General features: G+C 75.4%; 18 protein-coding genes and 1 pseudogene. 13 read left to right on the forward strand and 6 right to left on the reverse strand.

The genetic code is table 11. From position 1 onward, the window contains the following. Both ABD353_RS14295 and ABD353_RS14300 read right to left on the reverse strand, forming a co-directional pair. Positions 1–997, reverse strand: a pseudogene (locus tag ABD353_RS14295) (BtrH N-terminal domain-containing protein); the annotation flags it as partial. Continuing rightward, positions 987–1,643, reverse strand: a complete 657-nt coding sequence (locus ABD353_RS14300; protein WP_344623944.1) for a hypothetical protein — start codon at positions 1,641–1,643, stop codon at positions 987–989. The gene ABD353_RS14300 and the pseudogene ABD353_RS14295, both read right to left, overlap by 11 nt. Positions 1,644–1,973: 330 nt before the next feature. On the opposite strand from ABD353_RS14300, the gene ABD353_RS14305 reads away from it, so the two are divergent. From ABD353_RS14305 to ABD353_RS14330, 6 genes are all read left to right on the forward strand, one after another. Further along, the gene (locus tag ABD353_RS14305) at positions 1,974–2,729 is read left to right on the forward strand and encodes a sulfotransferase-like domain-containing protein (protein ID WP_344623945.1); all 756 of its coding nucleotides are present in this window, start codon (positions 1,974–1,976) and stop codon (positions 2,727–2,729) included. Continuing rightward, positions 2,726–3,706, forward strand: a complete 981-nt coding sequence (locus ABD353_RS14310; RefSeq protein WP_344623946.1) for a thioesterase domain-containing protein — start codon at positions 2,726–2,728, stop codon at positions 3,704–3,706. The genes ABD353_RS14305 and ABD353_RS14310 overlap by 4 nt, the downstream gene beginning before the upstream one ends. Positions 3,707–3,949: 243 nt before the next feature. Beyond that, positions 3,950–7,483, forward strand: coding sequence for an amino acid adenylation domain-containing protein (locus ABD353_RS14315; RefSeq protein ID WP_344623947.1), 3,534 nt, complete (start codon positions 3,950–3,952; stop codon positions 7,481–7,483). After that, on the forward strand, positions 7,480–8,283 hold the full coding sequence (locus ABD353_RS14320; protein ID WP_344623948.1) for a class I SAM-dependent methyltransferase: 804 nt from the start codon (positions 7,480–7,482) through the stop codon (positions 8,281–8,283). Before ABD353_RS14315 ends, ABD353_RS14320 begins: the two co-directional genes overlap by 4 nt. Before the next feature lie 37 nt (positions 8,284–8,320). Further along, positions 8,321–11,614, forward strand: a complete 3,294-nt coding sequence (locus ABD353_RS14325; RefSeq protein ID WP_344623949.1) for a non-ribosomal peptide synthetase — start codon at positions 8,321–8,323, stop codon at positions 11,612–11,614. Positions 11,615–11,696: 82 nt separating this feature from the next. Next, the gene (locus ABD353_RS14330) at positions 11,697–12,998 is read left to right on the forward strand and encodes an MFS transporter (protein ID WP_344623950.1); all 1,302 of its coding nucleotides are present in this window, start codon (positions 11,697–11,699) and stop codon (positions 12,996–12,998) included. Positions 12,999–13,005: 7 nt separating this feature from the next. Here the strand turns inward: ABD353_RS14330 and ABD353_RS14335 are convergent, their stop codons facing one another. Then, entirely contained in the window at positions 13,006–13,392 is a 387-nt protein-coding gene (locus ABD353_RS14335) for a VOC family protein (RefSeq protein WP_344623951.1), read from the reverse strand. Then, a complete protein-coding gene (locus tag ABD353_RS14340; protein ID WP_344623952.1) occupies positions 13,389–14,054 on the reverse strand; it encodes a LuxR C-terminal-related transcriptional regulator in 666 nt (221 codons plus the stop codon). The genes ABD353_RS14335 and ABD353_RS14340 overlap by 4 nt, the downstream gene beginning before the upstream one ends. 612 nt (positions 14,055–14,666) lie before the next feature. Here ABD353_RS14340 and ABD353_RS14345 point away from each other — a divergent pair. Beyond that, entirely contained in the window at positions 14,667–15,257 is a 591-nt protein-coding gene (locus ABD353_RS14345; RefSeq protein ID WP_344623953.1) for a DinB family protein, read from the forward strand. 476 nt (positions 15,258–15,733) lie between these two features. On the opposite strand, the gene ligA is transcribed toward ABD353_RS14345, so the two are convergent. Next, entirely contained in the window at positions 15,734–17,761 is a 2,028-nt protein-coding gene (ligA, locus tag ABD353_RS14350; RefSeq protein ID WP_425555155.1) for an NAD-dependent DNA ligase LigA, read from the reverse strand. Between the two features lie 133 nt (positions 17,762–17,894). Here ligA and ABD353_RS14355 point away from each other — a divergent pair, with 133 nt between their 5' ends. The 3 genes from ABD353_RS14355 to ABD353_RS14365 are packed head-to-tail and all read left to right on the forward strand — an operon-like array spanning position 17,895 to position 20,299. Then, entirely contained in the window at positions 17,895–18,506 is a 612-nt protein-coding gene (locus ABD353_RS14355) for a PadR family transcriptional regulator (RefSeq protein ID WP_344623954.1), read from the forward strand. Further along, positions 18,499–19,476, forward strand: coding sequence for a hypothetical protein (locus ABD353_RS14360; RefSeq protein ID WP_344623955.1), 978 nt, complete (start codon positions 18,499–18,501; stop codon positions 19,474–19,476). Before ABD353_RS14355 ends, ABD353_RS14360 begins: the two co-directional genes overlap by 8 nt. Positions 19,477–19,531: 55 nt before the next feature. Further along, a complete protein-coding gene (locus ABD353_RS14365) occupies positions 19,532–20,299 on the forward strand; it encodes an alpha/beta fold hydrolase (protein WP_344623956.1) in 768 nt (255 codons plus the stop codon). A 45-nt stretch (positions 20,300–20,344) separates the two neighbouring features. Here the strand turns inward: ABD353_RS14365 and ABD353_RS14370 are convergent, their stop codons facing one another. After that, positions 20,345–21,046, reverse strand: coding sequence for a TetR/AcrR family transcriptional regulator (locus ABD353_RS14370; RefSeq protein ID WP_344623957.1), 702 nt, complete (start codon positions 21,044–21,046; stop codon positions 20,345–20,347). Positions 21,047–21,197: 151 nt separating this feature from the next. Between ABD353_RS14370 and ABD353_RS14375 the strand changes: the two genes are divergently transcribed. The 3 genes from ABD353_RS14375 (at position 21,198) to ABD353_RS14385 (ending at position 25,422) form a co-directional block, all read left to right on the forward strand. Then, a complete protein-coding gene (locus tag ABD353_RS14375) occupies positions 21,198–22,700 on the forward strand; it encodes an APC family permease (RefSeq protein WP_344623958.1) in 1,503 nt (500 codons plus the stop codon). Positions 22,701–22,773: 73 nt separating this feature from the next. Next, positions 22,774–24,420, forward strand: a complete 1,647-nt coding sequence (locus ABD353_RS14380) for an amidohydrolase (protein ID WP_344623959.1) — start codon at positions 22,774–22,776, stop codon at positions 24,418–24,420. Between the two features lie 57 nt (positions 24,421–24,477). Further along, positions 24,478–25,422: a hypothetical protein gene (locus tag ABD353_RS14385; RefSeq protein ID WP_344623960.1), complete on the forward strand. Its 945-nt coding sequence runs from the start codon at positions 24,478–24,480 to the stop codon at positions 25,420–25,422. Positions 25,423–25,471 lie beyond the last annotated feature (49 nt).

Below are 25,471 nucleotides of genomic sequence, written 5' to 3' on the forward strand. Positions count from 1 at the left end.
GGAACTCTTCCTCTGGGGCGGGGCGGCGGCCGGCGGCGGCCGCCGGGTCGTCCCGGCCGTGCGCGCCGGTCATCCGCACGCCCGTCCAGGCGTGCGCGACGCTCTCCACGGCGCGGCCCGCCCCGGCCAGGACGGGCAGCCGCCAGGCGGCGCCGAGGCGGCGGAGCAGTTCGCCGTGCAGCGAGGCCTGCGCCTGCATGCCCCAGCCGAACGGGTAGAGGTCGCGGATCGCCGCCGGGTCGCCGGCCCGGGACCGGTCGACGAGCTCCTCGGTGAACCGGGCGAGGCCGGCGAGGCCCTCGGCGCCGTCCGGCCCGTCGGCCTTGCCGGTGGTGAACAGTTCGGCGTCGGCGCGCAGCACCGCGGCGAGCCGGGCGGGCGTCGTCTCCGGGTACGGGCCGCCGACCCGGACGTCCAGCCAGCGCCGGCCGATCCGGGAGTCGCTGAAGAAGGCGTCCTGCACGTCGGAGGGGTTGGCCGAGTCCCAGGCCGCCAGGAAGGCGTCCAGCGGGACGGCGCCGCGGAAGGCCGGCGGGGTGGCGTCGGCGACGTGCACCAGCCCGCGGTGCTCGTCCAGGCCGAACACCGTGACCAGGTGGGCCGCGTGGACGTCGTGGTAGGCGGGCCGGAACGGCAGGTGGTGGTTGTCGACGGCGGCGATCACCAGCCGGTCGGCGTCCAGCGCGGCGCGCAGGCCGGCCAGCGGGTCCGCCGGGTCGTCCGGGGTCCGCCAGACGGAGGTCAGCGGGTGGTGCGGGGCGATGCCGCGGCCGAGGTCGCCCTCGTACCGGGTCGGGAAGTAGAACTCCTCGGAGCGGACCTCACCCGGGCGGTACAGGAACTGCCAGGCGGTGCCGAGGACTTCGAGCGGGTCGTGGCCGGCCCGCAGCAGCACCGAGCCGAAGGTCGCCTGCAGGCAGCTGGCCAGGTCGCGGTACCAGAACTCGGGCGGGGCACCGGTGATGTGGTGCACCCGGGGCGGGTGGTCAGTGGTCACGGCCGTCCTCCTCCCGGTGGGTGGCGGGCAACCCGGCGGTGCCGGGCGGCGGTTCCTGCACGGTCGCGGCGAAGAGGTGCACCGCGATGTTCCGCGGCAGCCGCAGGCCGGCCAGCGCGGTGCGCCGCGGCACCGGGACGCGCTGCGCCCACAGGTGGGCGCTGAGCCCGGGCTGCACGTGGTACGGGTAGTGCATGACGGGCGTCCGGAGGGCGGGCAGTTCGCCGAACCAGGCGGGCGCCGACCAGAAGTCCGAGACGCGCAGCCACTCGCTGTCCACCGAGCCGTCGGCGTAGTGCAGTTCGACGGTGTCCTCGGTGCGGCGCTCGGCGGCGGCGAGCAGGTGGATCCAGTCGTAGCGGCCGGCCGGCACCTCGACGAACTGGCCGTCGCAGCGCACGTTATCGTCGCCCTCGCCGACCGGCGGGAAGCTGAACGGCACCCCGCCGACCTCCACCTCCGACCCGCCCGGGGGCAGGTGCTCGGCGGGGAAGGAGTTGCGCCAGACGTTGAAGCCGCCCGCCCCGGTGGTGTGCACCCGGGTGGCGGCCCGGTTGTTGCGGTGGGCGGCCAGCTCCACCGCGCGGTAGCGCGGTGCACTGGCCTGCGGTGTTGATGTGCCGGGGGGTGTGGATGTGTCGGTCACATTCCCTCTTCACGTGGACTCGGCCGCACTGCTGCATCGAAAGCTAGCCGGAATCACCGGAGTTCGGCCTCCGCCCCGGCAGTGATTTCCCGGTCAACGGAATGCTTCGGTCCGCTCCGCGGGCGTACCCGAATCGTTCAATTCCACGGCCGCGGGTCAACGGAATTCCACCGCCCGCCGCCGCGCGGGCACAGGCTCCGCAGGTCGCGGTCGTAAGCATGGCGCTGACAGGCCGAAACGGCGTGCCGTCCACCGCGATTCCGGGGTTCCGGGCCGGCCCCGGGCGTTGCTAGCCTCGCCGCACCGAACCACCCGGGAAAGGAATGCACCATGAGTGCGGAGGAACCGCCGACCACCACCGGGGCGATCGCACTGTGGAGCGCACCCCGCTCCCGGTCGACCGCATTCCTGCGGATGATGATGCAGCGCCCCGGTGTGGTCACCCTGCACGAACCGTTCTCGCACCTGGCGGACTTCGGCAGCACGGAGGTCGACGGTACGGCCGTGCACACCGAGGCCGAGCTGATCGCCGCGATCCTGCGGCTCTCCCGCGAGCGCCTGGTGTTCTTCAAGGACACCACCGACTTCCACTACCCCGGCGTCCTGGCGGACCCCCGGTTCCTCACCGAGGTGCGGCACACGTTCATCATCCGCCGCCCGGACGAGGTGATCGCCTCGCACTACGCGCTCAACCCCGCGCTCACCGAGCCGGAGATCGGCTTCGGCCGGCTGCGTGAACTCTTCGACGCGGTCGCCGCGGAGAGCGGGTCCGTCCCCGCCGTGGTCGACTCGGACGCGCTGCTGGACGACCCGGAGGGCACCGTCCGGGCCTACTGCGAGCGCGCCGGACTCGACCACCGCCCGCAGGACCTCAGCTGGCGGGCCGGTGCGCACGACAGCTGGGGCAGGGCGCAGCGCTGGCACGTGGACGCGGAACGGAGCACCGGCTTCGTCCGCTCCGAGCGCAGCTACCCGCACACGGTGGCGAACACCCCGCTGCTCGCCGACTACCACCGCGCCCAACTCCCGCACTACGAAGCGCTGTACCGGCACCGCCTGGTTCCGGCCGGGGCGCCCCGGCCGTGACCGTCCGCCGCCCGTCGACCGCGCAGGAGGAGACCGTGCCGCCCGGACCGAGCGTGCCACCCGCACCCGCCGTGCCGCCCGCCGACGGCCGGGTGGCCGCCCTCTCGCCGCAGAAGCAGGCCCTGCTGGACGCGCTGCGCGCCGGCCGCAGCCGCCCCTCCGTGCCGCCGGCCGCCCGCGGCACCCTGGTCGAGCTGAACCCCGGCACCGACCGCGGGGCGGGCGCGGTCGTGCTGTGCCCGCCGATCGGCGGCGGGGTGTTCTGCTACACCGGGCTGGCCCGGCTCCTGGCCGGACGCCGGCCGGTGCTCGCCGTCGCCGCCGAGGAACGGCCGGACGGGCCCACCACGGTGGAGTCGACGGCCGAGGGCTACCTCGCGCTGCTGGCCGCGGCCGGACACCGCCCGGCGGTGCTCGCCGGTTGGTCCTTCGGCGGCCTGGTCGCGTACGAGGCGGCCCGCCGGCTCGCGACCGCCGGGGCGGCGCCGCCGGTCGTCCTGCTGGACACCATGAGCTGGCCGGCCGCGGTGCCCGCCTGGGACGGCCCGGCCACGCTGCAGCGCTTCGTCGCCGACCTGGTGGACTCCGCCGGACCGGCCGACGCCCTGCCCGGCGGCGGCGACCGGCTGCCCGTCGACCCCGCGGTCTGGCGGCTCCCGCCGGACGAGGCGCTGGACGCCGCGGTCGCCGCGCTGCGCGAGCACGGCATCGACCTCGGGCTGGACGGCACCGACCTGGCCGCCCGGCACCACGGCTACCGGGCCGCCACGCGCGCCATGCAGGCCCACGTGCCCGGCCCGTACGCCGGACCGGTCACCCTGCTGCACGCCGAGGACTCCGCCGTCGACCCCGCCGAGTGGCGCGCGCGGGTGAGCGGCCCGCTGCACCTCCGGCAGGTCCCCGGCGGCCACTACGACGTCGTCCGGGAGCCGGTCGTCCGGACGGCCGCCGAACTGATCCGCGCCGCCGCACCCTGACACCCGCGGCACCCCGGCACCCCGGCACCGCACCGCATCGCACCACGCCCCGCCGGCTGCCACGCCCAGGGCCGGCACGACCCGGCCCGGCCGAGGGCACCCGTTCGTCCGCCACGCCGCCCGTCCGGTGGCGCGACGCACCACGCCGCCGTCCGCGGGCGGTACCGAGCACGGCCACTGCACCCCGCACGCGCGACCCGCCCCGGCCCGAAGGGCCCGCCCCAGCCGAAGAGGTGTTGCCCGATGGTCCACGACCCAGCCGAAGCCCCGCCCGACGCCCGTACGGCCGACATCCGTACGGCCGACGCCCGTGCTGTCGACGCCCGTTCGACCGACACAGGTGCCGTCGACGGCGGTGCGCCCGACGCCCGTGCGGCCGGCGTCCGTTCGCTGCTCGCCCGGCGGCTGCGCGGGGCGGCCGGCGGCCCTACGGCCGACGACCGGATCCCGCCACGGCCGGCGAGGGACGCGCCCGCGCCGCTCTCCGCCGCCCAGCGCCGGCTGTGGTTCGTCGAGCAGCTGTACCCGGGCACCGCGGCCTACAACGTGTCGACCGCGTTCCGGCTGCGCGGTCCGCTGGACACCGCCGTGCTGCGCCGGTCCCTCGACACCCTGCTCGTCCGGCACGAGTCGCTGCGCACCGCCTTCCGCACCACCGCCGACGGCACACCGGTGCAGTGCCCGCAGCCCGCCACCGGGCTCGCCCTGCCCGTCGCCGAGCTCACCCCGGGCCGCTCCGAGCAGGAGACCCTGGACTCCGCGCGCAGCCTGCTCGCCGACGACTGCGCCGTCCCCTTCGACCTGGCGCAGGGACCGCTGCTGCGGGCCGGACTGCTGCGGCTGGCGGCGGAGGACCACGTCCTCGCCCTCACCGTGCACCACCTGGTCGCCGACCACTGGACGCTCGCGGTGCTCTGCGAGGAACTGTCCGCGATCTACCCGGCGCTGCTCCGCGGCGAGCCCTCGCCGCTGCCCGAACCCCCGCTCCAGTACGTCGACTTCGCCACCTGGGAGGCGCAACGCGACACCACCGGGGACGGCGCCTCGCTCGGCTGGTGGACGGAGCGGCTCGCCGGGCTCGCCCCGCTGGAGCTGCCCACCGACCGGCCGCGACCCGCCGTCCAGGCCTTCACCGGTGCCCGGGTGTCCGCCGTGCTGCCCGCCACCGCCACGGCCGCGCTGCGCTCGGCCGCCAAGGGCGAGGGGGCGACCCTCTTCATGGCGGTCCTCGCCGGCCTGCAGGCCGTACTGGCCCGCTGGACGGGCGGCACGGACATCGCCGTCGGCGGTGCGATGGCCGGCCGCGACCGGCCCGAACTGGAACGGCTCGCCGGGTTCTTCGTCGACCTGCTGCCGCTGCGCGGTGACCTCTCCGGCGATCCGTCCTTCGCCGAACTCCTCGCCCGGACGCGGGAGTCGGTGCTCGCCGCCGCGGACCACCGGGACGTGCCCTTCGACCGGCTGGTGGAGGCGGTGGCGCCGACCCGCGACCTCAGCCGCCCGCCGCTGGTGTCCGTCGCCCTCTCGTACCTCTCCACCCCGCCGCCGCGGCTGGACCTCGGACCGGCCGGGGCGAGCGAGTTCCCCTTCGACCCGGGCGCGGCCCGCTTCGACCTCGACCTGTTCGCCCGGGAGCTCCCCGACGGCACGCTCGGCCTCGAACTCGACCACCGCACCGACCTGTTCGACCGGGCCACCGCCGAGCGGCTGCTCGCCGCGATCACCGCACTGCTCACCGCCGCCGCCGCGGACCCGACCGCCGCACTCGCCGACCTCGCCGCCCCCGGCGCCACCGAGACCGCCGAACTCGCCGCGCTCGGCAGCAGCCCCGTTCCGCACCCCACCGCGCACCTGGTGCACGAGCTGGTCGCCCGGCACGCCGCCGCCGCGCCCGACCGGCCGGCCGTGGTGCAGGGCGACCGCACCGTCGGCTACGGCGAACTCGACACGTACGCCGACCGGTTGGCCGAACGGCTGACCGGCCGCGGGGTCGGCCCCGGCACCCTGGTCGGGGTCTGCCTGGAGCGCTCGCCGGAGCTGGTCGGCGCGCTGCTCGCCGTGCTGAAGGCCGGCGGCGCCTATCTGCCGCTGGACCCGGAGTACCCGGCCGACCGGCTCGCCCACATGCTGGCCGACAGCGGCACCCCGCTGGTCGTCACCGACACCCGGTGCGCCGACCGGCTGCCGGCCTCCGCCGCCGCCCTGCTGCTCACCGACGCCGAGCACCCGGACACCGAGCCCGCCGCCGAGCCCGCCGAGCCTGCCGACGGCGAGCCCTCGGACGCCGACCACCGGCCCGCCGCCGCGGACGACCTCGCCTACGCCATCTACACCTCGGGCTCCACCGGGCGTCCCAAGGGCGTCCTGGTCGAGCACCGCGCACTGCTCAACCTCTGCCACTGGCACAACCGCCGCCACCGGATCACCCCGGAGGACCGCGGCACCATGCTCGCCGCGCAGGGATTCGACGCCGCCGTCTGGGAGTTGTGGCCCTACCTGGCCGCCGGGGCCTCGGTCGCGGTGGTCGATGCGGCGGTCCGCACCGACCCGGCCGGGCTGACCGCCTGGCTGGCAGGCTCCGGGGCGACCGTCGCCTTCCTGCCGACGCCGCTGGCCGAGGCGGTGCTCGCCGAGGAGGGCTGCACGGCGCTGCCGCTGCGCTCGCTGCTCACCGGCGGCGAGCTGCTGCGCCGCCGGCCGCGGCCCGGTCTGCCGTTCACCGTGGTCAACCACTACGGGCCCACCGAGAACGCGGTGGTCGCGACCGAGGGCGAGGTCGCCCCGGAGGGCACCGGCGAAGGCCCGGCGGACATCGGCCGGCCGATCGACAACGTCGTGGCCCGGGTGCTGGCCGCGGACGGCACACCCGTGCCGCGCGGCGCCGTCGGCGAGCTGTACCTGGGCGGCGCCGGCCTGGCCCGCGGCTACCTGGGTGCCGAGGAGCTCACCCGGCAGAGGTTCGTCCCGGACCCGCAGGGCCCACCCGGTGCCCGGCTCTACCGCACCGGCGACCTCGTCCGCTGGCGCACCGACGGCCGGATGGACTTCCTCGGCCGCGCCGACCGGCAGGTCAAGCTCCGCGGCCACCGGATCGAGCCGGGCGAGATCGAGGCCCGCCTGGTGGAGCACCCGGGCGTCGCCGAGGCCGTGGTCGTGCTGCACTCCCCCGCCGGCGGCGACGCCGCGCTGGTCGGCTACCTGACCGTGCCCGGCCGGGGCACCGCCGCGCCCGAGGGGCTGCGGGAGTGGCTCGCCGAGCGGCTGCCGGAGCCGATGCTGCCGGCCGGCTTCGTGGTGCTGGACGCGCTGCCGCTGACCCCGGCGGGCAAGGTCGACCGGGCGGCGCTGCCCGACCCGGGTGCGCTGCGCCCGCCGTTCCGGGCGCCGCGGCCCGGCACCGAGGCCCGGCTCGCCGCGCTGTGGGCCGAGGTGTTCGGCCTGTCCGAGGTCGGTGCCGACGACGACTTCTTCGCGCTCGGCGGCCACTCGCTGCTGGCGACCCGGCTGCTCGGCCGGGTGCGCCGCGCCTTCGCCGTCGAGGTGCCGCTGCACGCGCTGTTCCGCTTCCCGACCGTCGCCCGGCTCGCCGCGGGTGCCGTCGACCCCGCACTGGCCGCCGCACAGGAGGAGACCGACCGCCGCCTGCGCGCCCGGATGGCCGCCCTCTCCGAGGAGCAGATCCGGGCCCTGATCTCCCGCGCCGCCACGAGCACGGCCACCACCGACACCGCCACCGCCACCGCCACCGCCACCGCCACGACCGAGGAGACCCGATGACCACCGGGACGACGCCCCAGCCCTCAGCCGACGACGACTACTTCTTCGAGGCCGACCTGTACGACACCCTGTGGGCCGGGCTGAACAAGCTCGACCTGCCGTTCTTCCTCTCCACCGTGAAGGAGTTCGGCGGTCCGGTGCTCGAACTCGCGGCCGGCACCGGCCGGGTGCTGCTGCCCGCGGTGCGGATCGCCGGCACCGGCGTCGACGTCGACCTGTCCGTCTCGATGCTGGAGCAGGGCCGCCGCAACGCCGCCGCCGAGGGCCTGGACGAGTCCGCGGTGCGCTTCGTCGAGGGCGACCTGCGGACGGTCCGCCTCGGCGAGCGCTTCCCGCTGATCCTGGCCGCCGGGCAGCCGCTGTTCCACTGCGCGAACGACGAGGACTGGGCCGAGGCCCTCGCCACCGTCCGCGAACACCTCACCCCCGGCGGCCGGTTCGTCTCCGGCATCCCGTACTTCCGCTTCGACGAGATGGCCAAGTACAGCGAGCGCCTCTACCTCGCGGGCGAGATCCGCCACCCCGGCACCGGGCAGCGGATCGCCATGTGGGACTACAACACCTACGACCTCCAGGAACAGTCCATCACCCGCCGCCGGGTCAGCGAACTGCTCGACGAGGACGGCCTGGTGACCGAGCGCCGGCACACCTTCCGGAAGAACTACTACCGCTACCCGAACGAAGTCCGCCGCACCCTGCAGCAGGCCGGCTTCACCATCGAGCGCGAGTACGGCGGCTACGACGAGTCGCCGTACGGCCCCGACTCCGAGCACTACGTCTGGGTCGCCACGGCCCGCTGACCAGCCAGCACCCGGCCCGCCCGAGGAGGAGACGGCGATGGACGGCATCGAGGAACTGCTCGCGGGCCTGGACCCGCAGCAGCGCCAGGCCCTGCTCGACCAGTTGGAGGCCGCGGACGCCCCGCCCGGTCCGGCGGAGGCACCGGCGCCGCTCTCGCCCGGGCAGCGGCGGCTCTGGTTCCTGCACCGGCTGGAGCCGGGCAACCCGGCCTACCACATCTGCCACCAGGTCGACTGGCCGGGCGAGTTGGACACCGATGCGCTGGCGGCCGCCCTCGGTGACCTCGCCGAGCGGCACGAGGCACTGCGCACCCGCTACACCGCCGAGGGCGAGGACCTCCGCCCGGTGGTCGACCCGCCCGCCGCCGTCCCGGTGCGGACCGTCGACCTGACCGCCCTGCCCGCCGCCGAGGCGGAGCGCGAACTCGCCGCCACCGCACGGGCCGAGGCCGATCTTCCGTTCGACCTGGAGAACGGCCCGGTGCTGCGGGCCACCGCCGTCCTGCTGCCCGGCGGCGGCGCCCGGGTCGTCCTCGCCCAGCACCACATCAACAGCGACGGCTGGTCGGTGGACGTGCTGCTGGACGAGCTCTGGCAGGCCTACCGGGCCCGTTCGGCGGGCCGCGCACCGGAGTTCGGCGGGCAGCCCGGACAGTACCGGGAGTTCGCGGCCTGGCAGCAGGAGCGGGCCGGCTCCGGCGCGGTCGCCGCCGACCTCGCCTGGTGGCGGTCCGAACTCGCCTCCGGCGTCGAACCGCTGGAGCTGCCGGTGGACGGGCCGCGCGCCGCCGGCCGGGGCCGCGGCGCCGTCCTGCGCCGCACCCTGCCCGCGGACCTCACCGCCGCGCTGGAGGCCCTCGGCCGGTCGGCGGGCAGCACGCTCTTCATGACCGCCCTGGCCGGCTTCCAGGCGCTGCTGCACCGCTGGACGGGCAGCCCCCGGGTCCCGGTCGCGGTGCCGGTCAGCGGCCGCGGCCGGCCCGAGTTCGAGTCCGCCGCCGGCTTCTTCCTCAACACCCTGCTGCTGCAGGCCGACCTCTCCGCCGATCCGGCCTTCACCGACCTGCTCGGGCAGGTCCGGGAGCGGGTGCTCGGCGCCTTCGAGCACCAGGAGGCGCCGTTCGAACGGCTGGTGGAGGAGCTCGCCCCCGGCCGCGGCGGCCGCAGCCCGCTCACTCCGGTGCTGTTCGCCTTCAACGCACACCCGGCGGGCGACGAGCCCGGCCCGCTGCGGGCCCGCACCGCCGAGGTCGACACCTCCGGCGCCCGGGCCGAGCTGTGCGTCGTGCTGGAGGCGGGCGCGGACGGCGGACTGCGGATCGCGTACGAGTACGACCGCGACCTGTTCGAGCAGGCCACCGTGGAGCGGCTGCACGGCCACCTGGGCCGGCTGCTCGCCGGGGCCGCCGCCGACCCGGCGCTGCCGGTCTCCCGGCTGCCGCTGCTCACCGGGGAGGAGGAGCGGCAGCTCGCCGCCTGGAACGCCACCGGGCTGGAGCTGCCCGCCGTCGCCACCGTCGCCGACCTGGTCGCACAGCAGGCCGACCGCACCCCGGACGCCGTCGCCCTGGTCCGCGGCGGCGAGCAGGTCGGATACCGCGAACTCGACCGCCGGGCCAACCGCCTGGCGCACCGGCTGGTCGCCCTCGGGGTGCGGCCGGGCGACCGGGTCGGCGTCCTGCTGGAGCGCTCCCCCGCCCTGGTGACCGCCCTGCTCGCGGTGCTCCGCGCGGGCGCCGCCTACGTGCCGCTGGACCCGTCCTACCCCGCCGACCGGCTCGGCTACGTGCTGGCCGACGCCGAGGTGTCCGTGCTGATCGGCACGGCGGAGCTCGCGAGCCGGCTGGAGGGCCCGCTGCCCGCCCTGGTCGAACCGGGCGAGGACGCCGGATTCCCCACCACCGCACCGGAGATCGGCCGCGACGGCGCCGACCCGGCGTACGTGCTCTACACCTCCGGCTCCACCGGGCGTCCCAAGGGCGTCGTCAACACCCACGCGGGGCTGCTCAACCACACCGTCTGGCTGCGCGACGCCTTCGCCGTCGACGGCCGCGACCGGGTGCTGCAGAAGACCCCGATCGGCTTCGACGTGTCGCTGTGGGAGTTGCTGGTGCCGCTCACCGCGGGCGCCGCGTTGGTGCTGGCCGAGCCGGACGGCCACCGCGACCCGCGCTACCTGGCCGAGGTGATCGAGCAGCAGCGGATCACCGTGGTGCACTTCGTGCCCTCGATGCTCCAGGTCTTCCTGGACGGCGCCGAGCCGGACGCGCTGCGCGGCGTGCGCCAGCTCCTGTGCAGCGGCGAGACGCTGCCCGGCGAACTGGTGCGCCGCTGCCGGGCCGCCGGCATCACCGCCCCGATCGACAACCTCTACGGGCCGACCGAGGCGGCCGTGCACGTCACCCGCTGGACGTGCACGCCCGAGGACACCGCGGGCGTGCCGATCGGCCACCCCGTCGCCAACACGCAGCTGCACGTGCTGGACGCCCACGGCTCGCCCGTCCCGGTCGGCCGGCCCGGCGAGCTGTACCTCGGCGGGGTGCAGGTCGCGGCCGGCTACTGGGGCCGCCCCGACCTCACCGGCGAGCGGTTCCTGCCGGACCCGTTCTCCGCCGACCCGGCGGCCCGGCTCTACCGCACCGGCGACCTCGTCCGGCGCCGCCCCGACGGCGCCCTGGAGCACCTGGGCCGGCTCGACCACCAGGTGAAGCTGCGCGGCCTGCGGATCGAACTCGGCGAGATCGAGGCCGTGCTGACCGGCCACCCCGCGGTCGCCGAGGCCGTGGTGCTGCTGCGCGAGGACACCCCGGGCGAACCCCGGCTGGTCGCCTACTGGGTGCCGGCCCCGGGCGGCCCCGGCGAACCTGCGGAGGACGCGGTCCGCGCGCACCTCGCCCGGCTGCTGCCCGGCTACATGGTGCCCGCGGCGCTCGTCGCCCTGGCCGCCCTGCCGCTCTCCGCCAACGGCAAGACGGACCGCAAGGCCCTCGCCGAGGCACCCGCCCCGGCAGTCCGCACCGCCGGCTACGAGGCGCCGCGCGACGAGGTCGAGCAGACCCTCGCCGGGCTCTACGGCGAACTGCTCGGCCGTGACCGGGTCGGCATCCGCGACGACTTCTTCGAGCTCGGCGGCCACTCGCTGCTGGCCACCCGGCTGGCCGCCCGGATCCGCCGCGACTTCGGCGTCGACCTCCCGCTGCGGGACCTGTTCGACGCACCGACCGTCGAGGCGCTGGCCGTCCGGGTCGTCGAGGCGGTGCTCGGCGGCCTCGACGAGGACCAGTTGGACGCGGTGCTGTCCGCGGACACCGACCGGGCACCCGGCACCTGACCGCCACCGAACTCCAGCACCGCCACGATCGACCAGAACGCCACGACCAGAACGCCACCGACCAGGACGAGAGGGCAGCAGGATGGGCAGGCGACCGGCACGGATCCCCGAGGTGCTGCACAACCGCAACTTCGCGCTGTACTACACGGGGCAGAGCCTCTCCGTCCTCGGCGACGCGATCGTGCCGGTCGCGCTCGCCTTCGCCGTGCTGGACCTCGGCCGCGGCGCCGGCGCGCTGGGCCTGGTGCTCGCCGCCGGCATCGCGCCGGGCGTGCTGCTGGTGCTGGTCGGAGGCGTGGTCGCGGACCGGATCGAACGGCGCCGGCTGATGGTCGCCTGCGACCTGGTGCGGTTCGGCTCGCAGGCCGCCCAGGGCGTGCTGCTCTGGACGGGGCACGCCACCCTGCTCTCCCTGGTGCTGCTCCAACTGGTCTGGGGCACCGCGGCGGCGTTCTTCCGCCCGGCGTCCACCGGACTCGTCGCCGAGTGGGTCGAACCCGACCGGTTGCAGCAGGCCAACGGGCTGGTCGGGCTGAGCGACAACCTCGCCTACACGGTCGGCCCGGCCGTCGCCGGCGTGCTGATCGCGGTCTTCAGCCCCGGGGCGGCGCTGCTCGCCGACGCGCTCACCTTCGCCGCCAGCGCCGTCGCCCTCTCGCTCGCCCGTCCGGCGGCACGGACGGCGGCACGGACGGCGGCGAACGCGGCCGAGGCGTCGGCCTCGGTGCTGCGCGGACTCGCCGAGGGCTGGCAGGAGTTCCGCTCCCGCACCTGGCTCTGGTCGATGGTGTTGTGGGCGGCGACCTTCCACCTGCTGGCGCTGCCCTCGGTGCTGGTGCTGGGCCCGGCGGTGGCCAAGTCCGACCTGGGCGGGGCCTCCGCCTGGGCGGCGATCGCCGCCTGCTCCGGGCTCGGCGCGGTGGTCGGCGGGGTGATCGCCCTCCGCTACCGGCCGCGGTACCTGCTGCGTGCCACCTTCGTCCCGCTCGGCCTGTACGGCCTGCAGCTGGTGGCGCTCGCGGTGCCCGCCCGGACGGCCGTGGTGGCCGCCGCGGCACTGGTCGGCGGGGTCGGCGTCGCCATGTTCAACGTGTACTTCTACACCGCGCTGCAGCAGCACATCCCGCTGCCGGTGATGTCCCGGGTGGCGTCCTACGAGTGGCTGGGCAGCATCGCCCTGCTGCCGGTCGGCCAGGCGCTGGTGGGCCCGGTCGCCGCGGCGACCTCCGTGCCGGGGGTGCTGCTGGTGGCCGGCGGCTGGATGCTGGTCTCCCCGGTGGTGCTGTACCTGATCCGCTCGGCCCGCGAGCTGCGGGCCGTGGACGACTCCCCGCAGACCGTGGCCGCGGACGCGACGCCCGTCCCGGCGGGCGGCGCGGCCTGACGGCCGGTCAGCCGATCAGGGGGCGCTTCGGACCGAGCACGCAGAACCCGTTGCCCCCGGGTCGGCGAGCACCGACCGGGCGGGGGCGGGGGGGGGGGCGGGCGCCGTCGGCGGGTCCGGCGACGTCGGCCGGGGTGGCGCCGAGGGCCGGCAGCCGGGCCGCCTCGGCCTCGCGGTCGTCCGGGACGCGGTCGAGGTGCCGCCGGTTCTTCCCCGTCCGCCGCTCCGGAACGGGCACGAACACCAGCCCGGGGCAGGCGTGTTCGTCCGCGCCGGCCACCACCTCGTCGGCGCTCTCCAGCAGGATGCGGTGGCCCGGTGCGGCCGCCCGGAAGCGGGCCGGTGCGGCCGGGTCGAGGGCGTCCACGGCCACCCGGTGGAGCCGCAGGCTCATGCCGCGAACCCCTCCTCGGCGGCCACCCCGGCCCGGTAGGCGAACGCCACCAGCTGCGCGCGGTCCTTCAACTCCAGTTTGGTGCGCAGCCGGTAGACGTGGGTGCGCACGGTCGCCTCGCCGATGCAGAGCCGGTCGGCCATCTCCAGCGGGGAGAGGCCCTCGGCGATCAGGCCGAGCACCTCCCGCTCGCGGATGGTCAGCGACTGCAGTGCGGAGCGGGTGGCCGGCCGGACCCGGCGGCTGCCGGCCGTCCGGTACCACTCCACCAGGCGGTGGGAGACGCTGGGCGAGAAGACGGCCTCGCCGCGGGCGGCGGCCCGGACGGCACCGGCCAGCTCCTCGCGGCTGGTGTCCTTGACCAGCAGGCCGTGGGTGGGCGCCTGCAGCACGTCCTTCACCATGTCCTCGTTGTCGTGCTGGGCGAAGACCACCAGGCGCGGCCGGACGGGCAGCCGTTCGGCGTCCAGCCGGCGCAGCAGGTCCAGGCAGGACATGCCGCGCAGGTGCAGGCCGGTGACCAGGACGTGCGGGCCGTGCACGGCGGCCAGGTGAACGGCGCGGGCACCGCTGTCAGTGGCGGCGACCACGTCGATGTCGGCAGCGGGGGCGAGCAGGGTGCACAGCCCGTCCCGGATGACGGAGGACTCGTCGACGATCATGACTCGAACGGACTTCGGGGGCGCACCGGCGGGGTTGCTGCTCCGGGGTGCGACGGCTGGCCCTGGCATCACTACCTCGCAACTCGTGGTCGGCACCGTTTCCCGTGTGATCCGTGGTGACGGAGACAAGCGCCCGCGACAGGTGCCACGCGTGTATCGGCAATTAACATACTATCGCGAAGGAATGTTCGGTCAACGATTTCCGGCCATCACCGACAAAACACCGCTAACCGGTTAACAGACATTCAGCGGATTGCCGAACCGGCGGGCGCACAAGCAGTGGACACAGGTCCGGCCCGCAATCAGCGCCCGGCGGGCCGGGCATCCGCCGGCCGGCCGCCACCGGGGCGGATGTGCAATGCGGGCAATCGTGACCGCGATCCACCAACGGAACCGCACCGGCCGCCGCCGGGACTTCCCGCCCCGCGATCTGCTGCCGAGCGCTTCCGCAAGGCTTCGGCCCGGCAGCATCGCCCGCCGGCGCCGCGGCCGGCGGGACCGGTGCCGACGGTCGAAACCGGGTTGATCGGCACGCTGTACGTGCGCCGGGAGGCGGCAGTAGAGTCCCGCTGAAACTTGCTGCAAGAATTTGCAGAGTGAGAGGACCTTGCCATGCCGAGAGTCGTCCCGCCCGTCGCCGACGAGCGCACAGCGCTGACCGCCTACCTGGCCCACCAGCGGCGCGCGCTGCGGGTCACCGCTCACGGTCTGACCGAGGAGCAGGCCCGCATGGCGCCCACCGGCAGTGAACTGAGCATCGGCGGTCTCATCAAGCACGCCGCACGGTGCGAGGAGTTCTGGACCGACCTCATACTTCAGCGGCAGCGCGGGACGCAGCGAAAGACGGACGAGTCGGACGCGGACGAATTCCGGCTCGCCCCGGACGAGACCCTGACCGCAGTCCTGGCCGCGTATGCCGAGGCGGCCGATCGGACCGACGCGGTGATCACCGGGATTCCGGACCTCGGGCAGGCCGTTCCGGTGCCGCAGGGGGCTCCGTGGATTCCCGCCGAGGTCGAGGAATGGTCGATCCGCTGGGTCCTGCTGCACTTGATCGAGGAGACGGCACGGCACGGCGGTCACGCCGACGTCATCCGCGAGAGCATTGACGGCGCGACCTTCGACCCGCTGCTCGCCGCAGCCGAGGCGTGGCCCGACCCATGGGTCCGACCGTGGGAACCCGCGTCCCCGAGCGTCGGCTGACGGCCTGCGGCGAGACGGTGCCGGCCCGGCCGAGGCCGAGCCGCTGCAGGCCGGTGTGCCGCCCGCGCCGAACCCGGTAGGTGGCGAAGTCCCGGCGGCGCCGGCCCCCTTGGCGTGGTCGCGGTACTCGCCGCCGATCCGGACCGCCTTGCCGACACCTGCCCCGTCCGCCACCGGCCGGCGGTCCACCGAGCCGTCGGCCCGCCGGACCGGCAGCAGGCCGTCGAAGGGACCCACCGGCTGCCGGTCCGGCCGCCCCCGACGGACCGGCTCCGCCGGTGGACCGGGAGCACGGCAAGCTCCCCGCCGGGCCGGCCGTCCACCACGGCGGACGCCGACCGCCGGCACGGCCGAAACGGGCACGCACCACGCCCGTCGGACCTCCGCCACCCCGTACTCACTCGCCCCGGCGGCACCGGACATCGGCACCGCCGGGGCGAACCGCGGAGTGCGGCTCCGCAGGGGGTGAACCGGACCTACGCCACCAGCAGTTCGGCCACCAGCTCGGCCAGGTCCTCCGGGGAGATGACCCGGATCCCGAGCTCCTCGGCCTTGGCGCGCTTGGAGCCGGCCTTCTCGCCGGCCACCAGCAGGGTCGTCCGCTTGGAGACGGACGAGGACGCCTTGCCGCCGGCGCGCTCGATCAGCTCGTTCATCTGGTTGCGGCTGAGGTCGGCCAGCGGGCCGGTCATGCTGCCGGTCACCACCACGGCCTCGCCGGCCAGCGGGCCAACCGGGCCGTCCTCGGCGGCGGCCGTGGCCGCGGCGGTCGGGGTGACGGCCGTGCCGACGCCGTGCGCCGCCAGCTTGTCCAGCACCGGTGCGAGTTCGACGAGTTCGGCGACGATCACGGCGGCCTTGTCCGGGCCGATGCCGTCGACCTCGGCGAGCGCCTCGGCGTCCGCGGCGCGGACGGCCGCCATGCTGCCGAAGTGGGCGGCGATCCGGCGGGACATCGAGCGGCCGGTGCCGAGCACGCCGAGCGCGCAGAACACCCGGTTCAGCGGCCGCGTCCTGGCCTCGGCGATCGCCGCGATCAGGTTGTCGGCGCTGGTGTCGCCCATCCGGTCGAGGGTGAGCAGCTGCTCGCGGGTGAGCGCGAAGAGGTCGGCGAGGTCGGCGGCCAGGCCCGCCTCGACGAGCTGGACGGCGCGGGTGCCGCCGAGCCCCTCGACGTCGAGCTGGTCGCGGCCGACGGCGTAGCGGATCGAGGCGACGGCCTGGCAGCCGCGGCCCCGCACGCATCGCCAGCGCTGCTGGGAGGTGTCGATGGCGTCGCCGCAGCGCGGGCAGACGGCGGGGAAGGCGATCGGCTGCTCGTCGCCGGTGCGCTGGTCGACCAGCGGCGCCTCGACCCGCGGGATGACGTCGCCGGCCCGGTGGACGAAGACCTGGTCGCCGATCAGCAGGCCGCGGCGGGTGATGTCGGCCGGGTTGTGCAGGGTGGCGTAGGTGATGGTGACGCCGTCGACCTCGACCGGCTCCAGGACGGCGCGCGGGGCGATCACGCCGGTGCGTCCGACGTTCCACTCGACGCCGAGCAGCCGGGTGACCTTGTGTACCGCGGGCAGCTTGTAGGCGACGGCCCAGCGCGGGGCGCGCGAGCCGGCGCCGGCCTGCTCCTGGTCGGCCTCGGCGTCGGCCTTCACCACGATGCCGTCGATGCCGAAGGGCAGGTCGGCGCGGAGTGCGGCGATCTCCTCGATCCGCTGCTGCACCTCCTCGACGCCCTCGCAGCGGCCGGGGCGGGCGGCGGTGCTCGCGGCGGTGTTGGCGCCGAGCGCGGCGAGCCGGTCGAGCAGGGCGCTGTGGCCGAGGCCGCCGAGCCCGATGGCGCCGTAGGCGAAGAAGGTCAGCTCGATGCGGTAGGGGCGGTCCTTGGCGCGCAGGGTGCCGGCGGCGCCGTTGCGGGGGTTGGCGAAGGGGGTGGCGCCGTGCGCGGTGCGCACCTCGTTGGCGTGCTCGAACTGGCTCTGGGTGAGCAGGACTTCGCCGCGCAGCTCGACGTCGATCGGCTCGGCGAGGGTCTGCGGCAGGCCGAGGACGGCGTCGGCGGCGTGGCCGATGTCCTCGCCGGCGAGGCCGTCGCCGCGGGTGATCAGGCGGACGAGCCGGCCCTCGCGGTAGCGGGCCGCGACGGCGAGGCCGTCCAGCTTGGGCTCGACGCACCAGCCGTCCACCGGGCGGCCGAGGCGGCGCTCCAGCCCGGCGGCCCAGGCGGTGAGCTCCTCGGCGGAGAAGACGTTGTCGAGGCTGAGCATCGGCACGCTGTGCGGGACGTCGCCGAGGGCGGCGCCGCCGGCCACCTTGCCGGTGGGCGAGTCGGGCAGCGCCTCGCCGGGGTGGGCCTGCTCCCAGGCCTCGATCGAGCGCAGCAGCGCGTCGTACTCGTCGTCGCCCAACGGCGTGGAACCGTCGGCGTAGTAGGCCGCGGCCGCCTGCACGGCGGTGGCGACGGCATCGGCATAGGCGGCGTGGGTGGCCGGGGCGGCTGCGTCCTTCATGTCGAACATCATCTCGACCGCCACTGACATTCGGAGGGTCGGGTTCCGGCCCCTCGGCCCGCCCGGACGACCGCGACCGGAGGGCCCGGTTCCGCTTTGCCAAACAGTCTATTTCGACTGATAGATTTCGACCATGCCACGACGCGCTCTCGACCACCCGATCGTCCCGGCCCTGCTCGGCCTGCTGCTCGAAGGCGACGCCCATCCGCACCGGATCCTCGCCGAGCTGCGGGAACGCAGCGCCCACCACGCCGCGGCGGTCAACCGCGGCACCCTCTACAACACCGTCGCCGCCCTGGAGGAGGCCGGCTGGGTGGCCGCCCGCGGCCAGGAACGCGCCGGGAACCGCCCCGAGCGGACGGTCTACGGCATCACCGAGTCCGGCCGTGAGGAGCTCGTCCGCCGGCTGGACCATCAGATCCGCACGCCGGAACGGGAGTTCTCGCCCTTCCTCGGCGCGGTCGGCCACCTCGGCGCGCTCGGCCCCGAGCGGGCCCGCGACGCGCTGACGGAACGCGCCCGCCGCCTGCGCGAACGCACCGCCGAGGACGAACGACGGCTGGCCGAGGCCCTGGCCACGGGCGTGCCCAGGCTGTTCGTGATCGAGGCCGAGTACGCGCTCGCCCTCGCCCGCGCCGAGACCGCCTGGGTCGAGTCGCTCGCCGAGGAGATCCGCACCGGCACGCTCGCCTGGCCCACCGGACCCACCCCGACCCTGGAGCAGAACGGAGCCGGCCGTGACTGAGCGTCTGCTCTTCGGCGTCTACCCCGGCGGCGTCTGCGGCGACGACAGCGGCAACCTCGCCGTCGGCCCGCCGGACGACCCCGACCGCGTCACCGCCCTGCTGGACCGGCTGCAGGGCCGCCCCGGCCGGCCCTTCCTGGTCCGCGCCTACACCGCCTTCGACGACACCACCGCACCCGGCGGCCCGCATCCGACGGCCGCCCCGGCCGGGGCCGAGCGGTACGCCGTCCGCGGCCGCCGGCTGGACCTGGTCGCGCAGTACCGGTCGGCCGCCGGAGACGTCCCCGGGTACTGCGCCTACCTGCGCGAACTCGTCGGCCGGTACGGCGCGGTGACGCAGACCCTGCAGGTGGCGGAGGAGCCGAACGTCACCGGCAACCCCCTCCTGGACGGCGACTACCCGGCCGTCCGGGAGGCGATCGTGCACGGCGTGCGCGCCGCCCGGGACCAGGCCCGCGAACTCGGCCACCACCACCTGCGGATCGGTTTCAACACCACCCCGCTGTTCGGCCCGGCGACGTCCTTCGTCACCGGGCTGGCCGAGCTCGGCGGCCCTGACTTCCGCGCCGAACTCGACTACGTGGGGCTGGACTTCTTCCCCGACGTGTTCCGCCCGGTCGCGCCGGCCGAGCTCGCCGACACGGTCGCCGCGGTGCTGCGCCACCACCGCGAGAACGTGCTCGCACCCGCCGGCCTCGGGCACCTGCCGGTGCACATCACCGAGCACGGCTGGCCCACCGGCCCGGGCCGGACGCCGCAGCGGCAGGCCGAGATCGTCGAGACGGTCGTCCGCACCGTCGCCGAGCACGCGGCAGCGCTCGGGCTGAGCGGGTACACCCACTTCTCGCTGCGCGACGCCGACAGCGCCGGGCCCGGGCTCTTCCACCGCTTCGGGCTGACGGCGGACGACCACACGCCCAAACCCGCCTTCGACACCCTGTGCGCCCTCGTCGAGCGGTACACGGTCTGAGGGCCGGCACGGGCCAGACTGGTACCGGACCGGCCGCCGCCGACGGGAGACCAGCGTGACCACGGGCAGCTACGCGCACGTCAACGGGCTCGACCTGTACTACGAGGAGCACGGCAGCACGACCGGCCGACCGCTGGTCGTGCTGCACGGCGGCCTGCTGACCGTCGAGCTGTGCTTCGGTACGCTGCTGCCCGCGCTGACCCGCGGCCGCCGGGTGATCGCCCCGGAACTCCAGGGGCACGGGCATACCCGCGACACCGATCGCCCGTACCGGATCGACCTGCTGGCCGCGGACGTGCTCGCCCTGCTCGACCGCCTCGGCGTCGAACGCACCGACGTCCTCGGCTTCAGCCTCGGCGGCTACGCCGCCCTGCAGCTCGCGCTGGACCACCCGGAGCGGGTCGACCACCTCGTGCTCGCCTCCGTCAACTACCGCCCGGACGGCTACCACGAGGAGATCCACGCCTCCGGACTCCCCTCCGGCTCCACCCGGTTGCCCACCCCGGAGGACTTCGCCGAGATGCGCGCCGCCCATCTCGCCGTCTCCCCCGAGCCGGAGCACTTCGACGCCTTCCACACCAAGGTCTCCGACGCGGTGGCCGCCTTCGGGGGCTGGCCGGCCGAGCGGCTCCGCACGCTTCGGGCCCCCACCCTGCTGGTCGTCGGCGACCACGACTTCGTCCGCCTCGACCACGCGGTCGAGATGTACGAGCTGATCCCGGACGCCCGCCTCGCCGTCCTGCCGCGCACCACCCACATGGACGTGATGCGACGCACCACCCTGCTCGCCCCGCTGCTGGAGGGCTTCCTGCCGGCCGGCTGACCCGGCCCCGGGGAACCGGCCACCCGGGGCCACCGGGCCGCGCGGTCAGCCCCGGGCCTCCAGCTCCCCGGCGAACCGGTCGATCACCATCTCCAGGATCTCGGGGAGCAGCGCGCCCGCCATCAGGGCCAGGTGGTCGCGGACCGCGTACAGGTTGGGGTACTCCTCGGCCGGCAGGCCGGCGTGGTGGGTGGTCCAGGCGGCGCCCTGCTGCTCGCGCCGCTCCTCGTCCAGGTCGAGCACGGCCGCGTCGACGGCGGCCTGGGCGAGCACGGTGTCCACGAACAGCCGGTAGTTGCGAACCGCGCGGTCGGGCGGGAAGCCGGCCCGGAGCAGGATGCCGATGCCGAGGTCGACGGCGCGCGCCTCGGCCGGGCCGGTGGTGACGCGGGAGGCGCGGACGGCCGCCAGCCGGGGGTGCGTCAGCATCGACCGGTGCAGGCGCTGCGCGAAGTCGCGCAGTTCCTCCCGCCAGCCGCCGCCGGGGGCGAAGCCCTCCAGCGAGTCCTGGATGAGGCGGTCGGCGACCGCGAGGAGGACGGCGTCGGTGTCCGGGAAGTAGCGGTAGACGGCGCTGGGGTCGCAGCCGAGGGCCGCGCCGAGCCTGCGCACGGTGAGCGCGTTGCCCCCCGGCGCCTCGATGAGGGTGAGCGCGGCCTCGGTGATCGCCTCGGCGCTCAGCAGGGATCCGCTGCGGGTGGGCCGGCGACGGCGGCGTTCGACCGGGATGCGCTCGGGTGTGGCCATCGGTGGTCTCCAGGGTGGTGGCGGGGGTGGCGGCGAGGGGTGCGCGGCTTACGACAACTTATTGACTTAAGTATGGCAGGGTTGTTTCATCGGCGCACACCGTTCGTTCATCGCCCGCCGCCCGTCGCGGCCCCCACCTCCTAGGAGTGGCATGAACCTCACCGTCGAGGACAGACCCCCGTCGACCGCCACCATGCGCCGCACGCTGGGCGTACGGGACGGGATCGCCATCGCGGCCTCCAGCACCGCGGCGACCACGAGCATCGGCATCGGCATGGGCGCCCTGGCCGTCTACGCGGGCCGCCAGACCCCCGCACTGCTCCTGGTCGCGTTCCTGCCGATCCTGGGCATCGCACTGTCCTACTCGCGCCTCAACCGCACCGAGCCCAACTGCGGCAACGGCTACACCTGGGTCGGCCGGGCCCTCACCCCCTGGCTGGGCTTCCTGACCGGCTGGGTGATCCTGGTCGCCAACGTGGTCTTCATGGCCTACACCAGCGCCGTGGCGGGCATGGTGGTCCTCCAGTTCGCCGACAAGGCCGGGCTGCACTCGCTCTTCGGGATCGCCCTGGACCCCACCTCCACCGCCGTCACCACGGTGGTCGGCCTGGTGGCCCTGGTCGCCGTGACGGTGACCGCGGTGACCGGGGTCCGCTCGGCGACCCGCTTCCAGTGGGTGCTGCTGGCCTTCGAGTACGCCGTCCTGCTGCTGTTCTGCGGCTGGGCCGTGGTCTCCGGCACCCAGGAGTTCTCCTTCGGCTGGCTCAACCCGTTCGCGATCGACTCCTTCCACTCGCTGGCCCAGGGCCTGGTGCTGGCGGTGTTCGTCTTCTGGGGGTGGGACGCGGCCTTCACCGTCAACGAGGAGACCCGCAGCGCCTCGGACGCGTCCCGGGGCGGCCTGATCGCCCTGGTCGCCATGCTCGGCCTGCTGGTGTTCGCGGCGGTCTCCTTCCAGCGGGTCATGGACACCGGGACGCTGGTCGAGCAGGGCCCGCAGGCGCTGACCTTCCTCGGGTCCTCGCTCTCCTCCGAGCCCTGGGCCTCGCTGCCGCTGGCGGCGCTGATGTGTTCGGCCTTCGCCTCGCTCCAGTCGAGCGTCATCCCCACCGCGCGGGGCGCGCTGGCGATGGGCCGGGACGGCACCCTCGGACGGGCCTGGACGAAGGTCCACCCGCGCTACGGCTCCCCCGCCGTCGGCACGGTGATCATCATGGCGGTGGCCGCCGGCGTGGCCGTGCTGGCCATGGGCATCCCGCGGATCAACACGATGATCCTCACCGCCGTCAACTCGATCGGCCTGATCGTGGCCTTCTACTACGGGCTCACCGCGGCGGCCTGCGCGGTGCGGTTCCGCGGCGCGCTGCGCGAGGGGGCGGCGGAGGCACTGCGCTCGGTGATCGTCCCCGCGGTGAGCGCACTGGTGCTGTTCGGCCTCGGCGCCTACCTGGCCTTCCAGTACGCGACCATGAGCGACCACTTCGAGGCCCGGCCCGACAACGGCTGGTTCATGCTGCTGATCCCCTCCCTGTTCGTCGTCACCGGGCTGGTCGCCGCGGCGGTCGCCAAGTGGTACCGCCGCTCCCCGTACTTCGCCACCGGCCGCGGCACCGACGCCGACGCCATCGCCCTGCCGATGGACGACGCGGCCTGACCGCCCCGCAGCCGCCCGCGCCGGTGGGCCGCCCCGCCCACCGGCCCCCTCCCCACCCCCCACTGGAGCACCCGTGTCCGACCGCACCGCCGACCTCGTCCTGACCGGAGGCCCGGTCCACACCGTCGACCCCGCCCGGCCGTTCGCCACCTCGGTCGCCGTCCGGGGCGAGCGGATCGTCGCCGTCGGGCACGACGAGGTCCACGACCTGATCGGGCCCCGGACGGAGGTCGTCGACCTGCACGGGCGCCTGCTCGTCCCCGGGTTCCAGGACGCCCACGTCCACCCCGTCGGCGCCGGGATCGAACTCGGACAGTGCGACCTCGGCGGCGCCACCGGCGTGACCGACCTCCTCGAACGGATCCGCGCCTGGGCCGACGCCCACCCCGACCGGCCGTGGATCACCGGCGGCGGCTGGTCGATGGAGTCCTTCCCCGGCGGCACGCCGGACCGCACCCTGCTCGACACGGCCGTCCCGGACCGGCCCGTCTTCCTGGTCAACCGCGACCACCACGGCGCCTGGGTCAACACCCTCGCCCTGGAACTCGCCGGCGTGACCGGCCGGACCCCCGACCCCGCCGACGGCCGCATCGAGCGCGACGCCGACGGCGAACCCTCCGGCACGCTGCAGGAGGGCGCGATGGAGCTGGTCGCCCGGCACGTCCCCCGGGTCACCCTCGACGAGCAGGTGGCCGGGCTGCTGCGGGCCCAGCAGGTCCTGCACGCGCACGGCATCACCGCCTGGCAGGACGCCCTGCTCGGCGAGCACGCCTCGACGGCCGACCCCGCCCCCGCCTACCGGCGGGCCGCCCTGGACGGACTGCTGACCGCACGGGTCCGCGGCGCCCTGTGGTGGGACCGCGAGTCCGGCCTCGAACAGCTCGACCGGCTGCTGGAGCGCCGCGACACCTTCACCGTGGGCCGGATCAGGGCGCACACCGTCAAGATCATGCAGGACGGGATCGCCGAGAACGGCACCGCCGCCCTGCTCGGCCCGTACCTCACCGGCTGCGGCTGCGCCTCCGACAACTCCGGGATCTCCTTCGTCGACCCGGCGGAGCTCGCCCGGATCGTCACCCGGCTGGACCGCGAGGGCTTCCAGGTGCACTTCCACGCACTCGGCGACCGCGCCGTCCGGGAGGCACTGGACGCCGTGGAAGCCGCCGTGGCCGCCAACGGGCACCGCGGCAACCGCCACCACCTGGCCCACCTCCAGGTGGTCGACAGCGCCGACGTCCCGCGCTTCCGCGAACTCGGCGCGACCGCCAACATCCAGGCCCTGTGGGCCACCCACGAACCCCAGATGGACGAGCTGACGATCCCGTTCCTCGGCTCCGAACGCGCCGCCCGCCAGTACCCGTTCGGAGACCTGCTGCGCAGCGGCGCCGTGCTGGCCGCGGGCAGCGACTGGCCGGTGTCCAGCCCGGACCCGCTCGCGGCGCTCCACAACGCCGTCAACCGGCAGGACCCGGGCAGCGACCGGCCGGTGTTCCTGCCGGAGCAGCGGATCACCCTGGACGCGGCGCTGACCGCCTACACCGCGGGCAGCGCCTACGTGAACCACCTGGACGACACGGGCGTCGTCGCCCCGGGCCGGCTCGCCGACCTCGCCGTGCTGGACCGCGACATCTTCGCCCGGCCCGTGGAGGAGATCGCCCACGCCCGCGTCCAGCAGACCTTCGTCGGCGGGCAGCGGGTCCACGCGGCGGCCGACGCGTGACGGTGCCGCACCAGGCATCCGACGAGATCCCGACGAGAGGACCCGGTCACCCCCGCCATGCCGATCATCGGACGACGACGCGGCCCCGCCGCACGCCTCGCACCCGAACTGGACGACGCCGAGCTCGGCCGGGTGCTGGCCCACGTGACCGCCCCTCAGGTCCACGGCCGGCTGGAACTGTCCGCGGTGCTGGTCGAACAGGTCCTCCGGGACGCCGGGACGGACTGGGACCGCCGCACCCTGCGGCTGTCGGTGCTCTCCGCGGCGGCCTCCCCCGCACTGGCGCAGGTGTGGCGGCGGCAGCGGCCCCGGGACGCGGACCCGCTGGTCTTCGACGTCTGGGTGGCTCTGGCACAGGCCCGCCGGGACGGCCGGCCGGGCGACCACCACGGACTCGTGCGGCGCTGCCACGACGCGGCCCGGGCCCGCCCGGAGGACCCGGGCCCCTGGCTCGCCCTGCTGGGCGTCCTGCGGCTGCTGCGCCGCCCGGCCGAGGAGGTCCACCCGGTCTGCCGGGAGATCGGCGCGCGTGACCCGTGGAACCGCACCGCACACCTGGAGATGCTCGGCTACCTCTCCCCCGCGGAGTGCGGGTCGCACGCGCAGGAGCTCGAGTTCGTCGACGCCGTCCGGGCCGCCGCCCCGGCCGGCTCGCCGGTGGCGGGGCTCGAACTGGCCCTGCTGCTGGGCCGGTACCGGGCCGGTGTGGACGCCGGCGGGGTGGCCGCACTGGGCGCCCGACGCCGCTGGGCCCGGGCGGACGCGGAAGCCGCCCTGGACCGGGCCCGGTACTGGACCGGCCCGGGCGGCCTCCGCCACGCCGCGGCCGTCGCCGACCTCAACGTGCTCGCCTACGCCCTGGTGCGGGCGAACCGGCTCCGCGAGGCGGCCGGCGTCTTCGCGGCCGTCGGCCCGACCGTCACGGCGTGGCCGTGGAGCCTCGACGGCGACCCGCTCCGGCGGTTCACCTACTGGCGCCACCAGGCCCTCGCCGCCCGCTGACCTGGCCCGGACCGCCCGCCCCCGCTCGACCCCACCGGGCGGGTCCGCT

This window comes from Kitasatospora arboriphila, assembly GCF_039528095.1.
GTDB lineage: Bacteria > Actinomycetota > Actinomycetes > Streptomycetales > Streptomycetaceae > Kitasatospora > Kitasatospora arboriphila.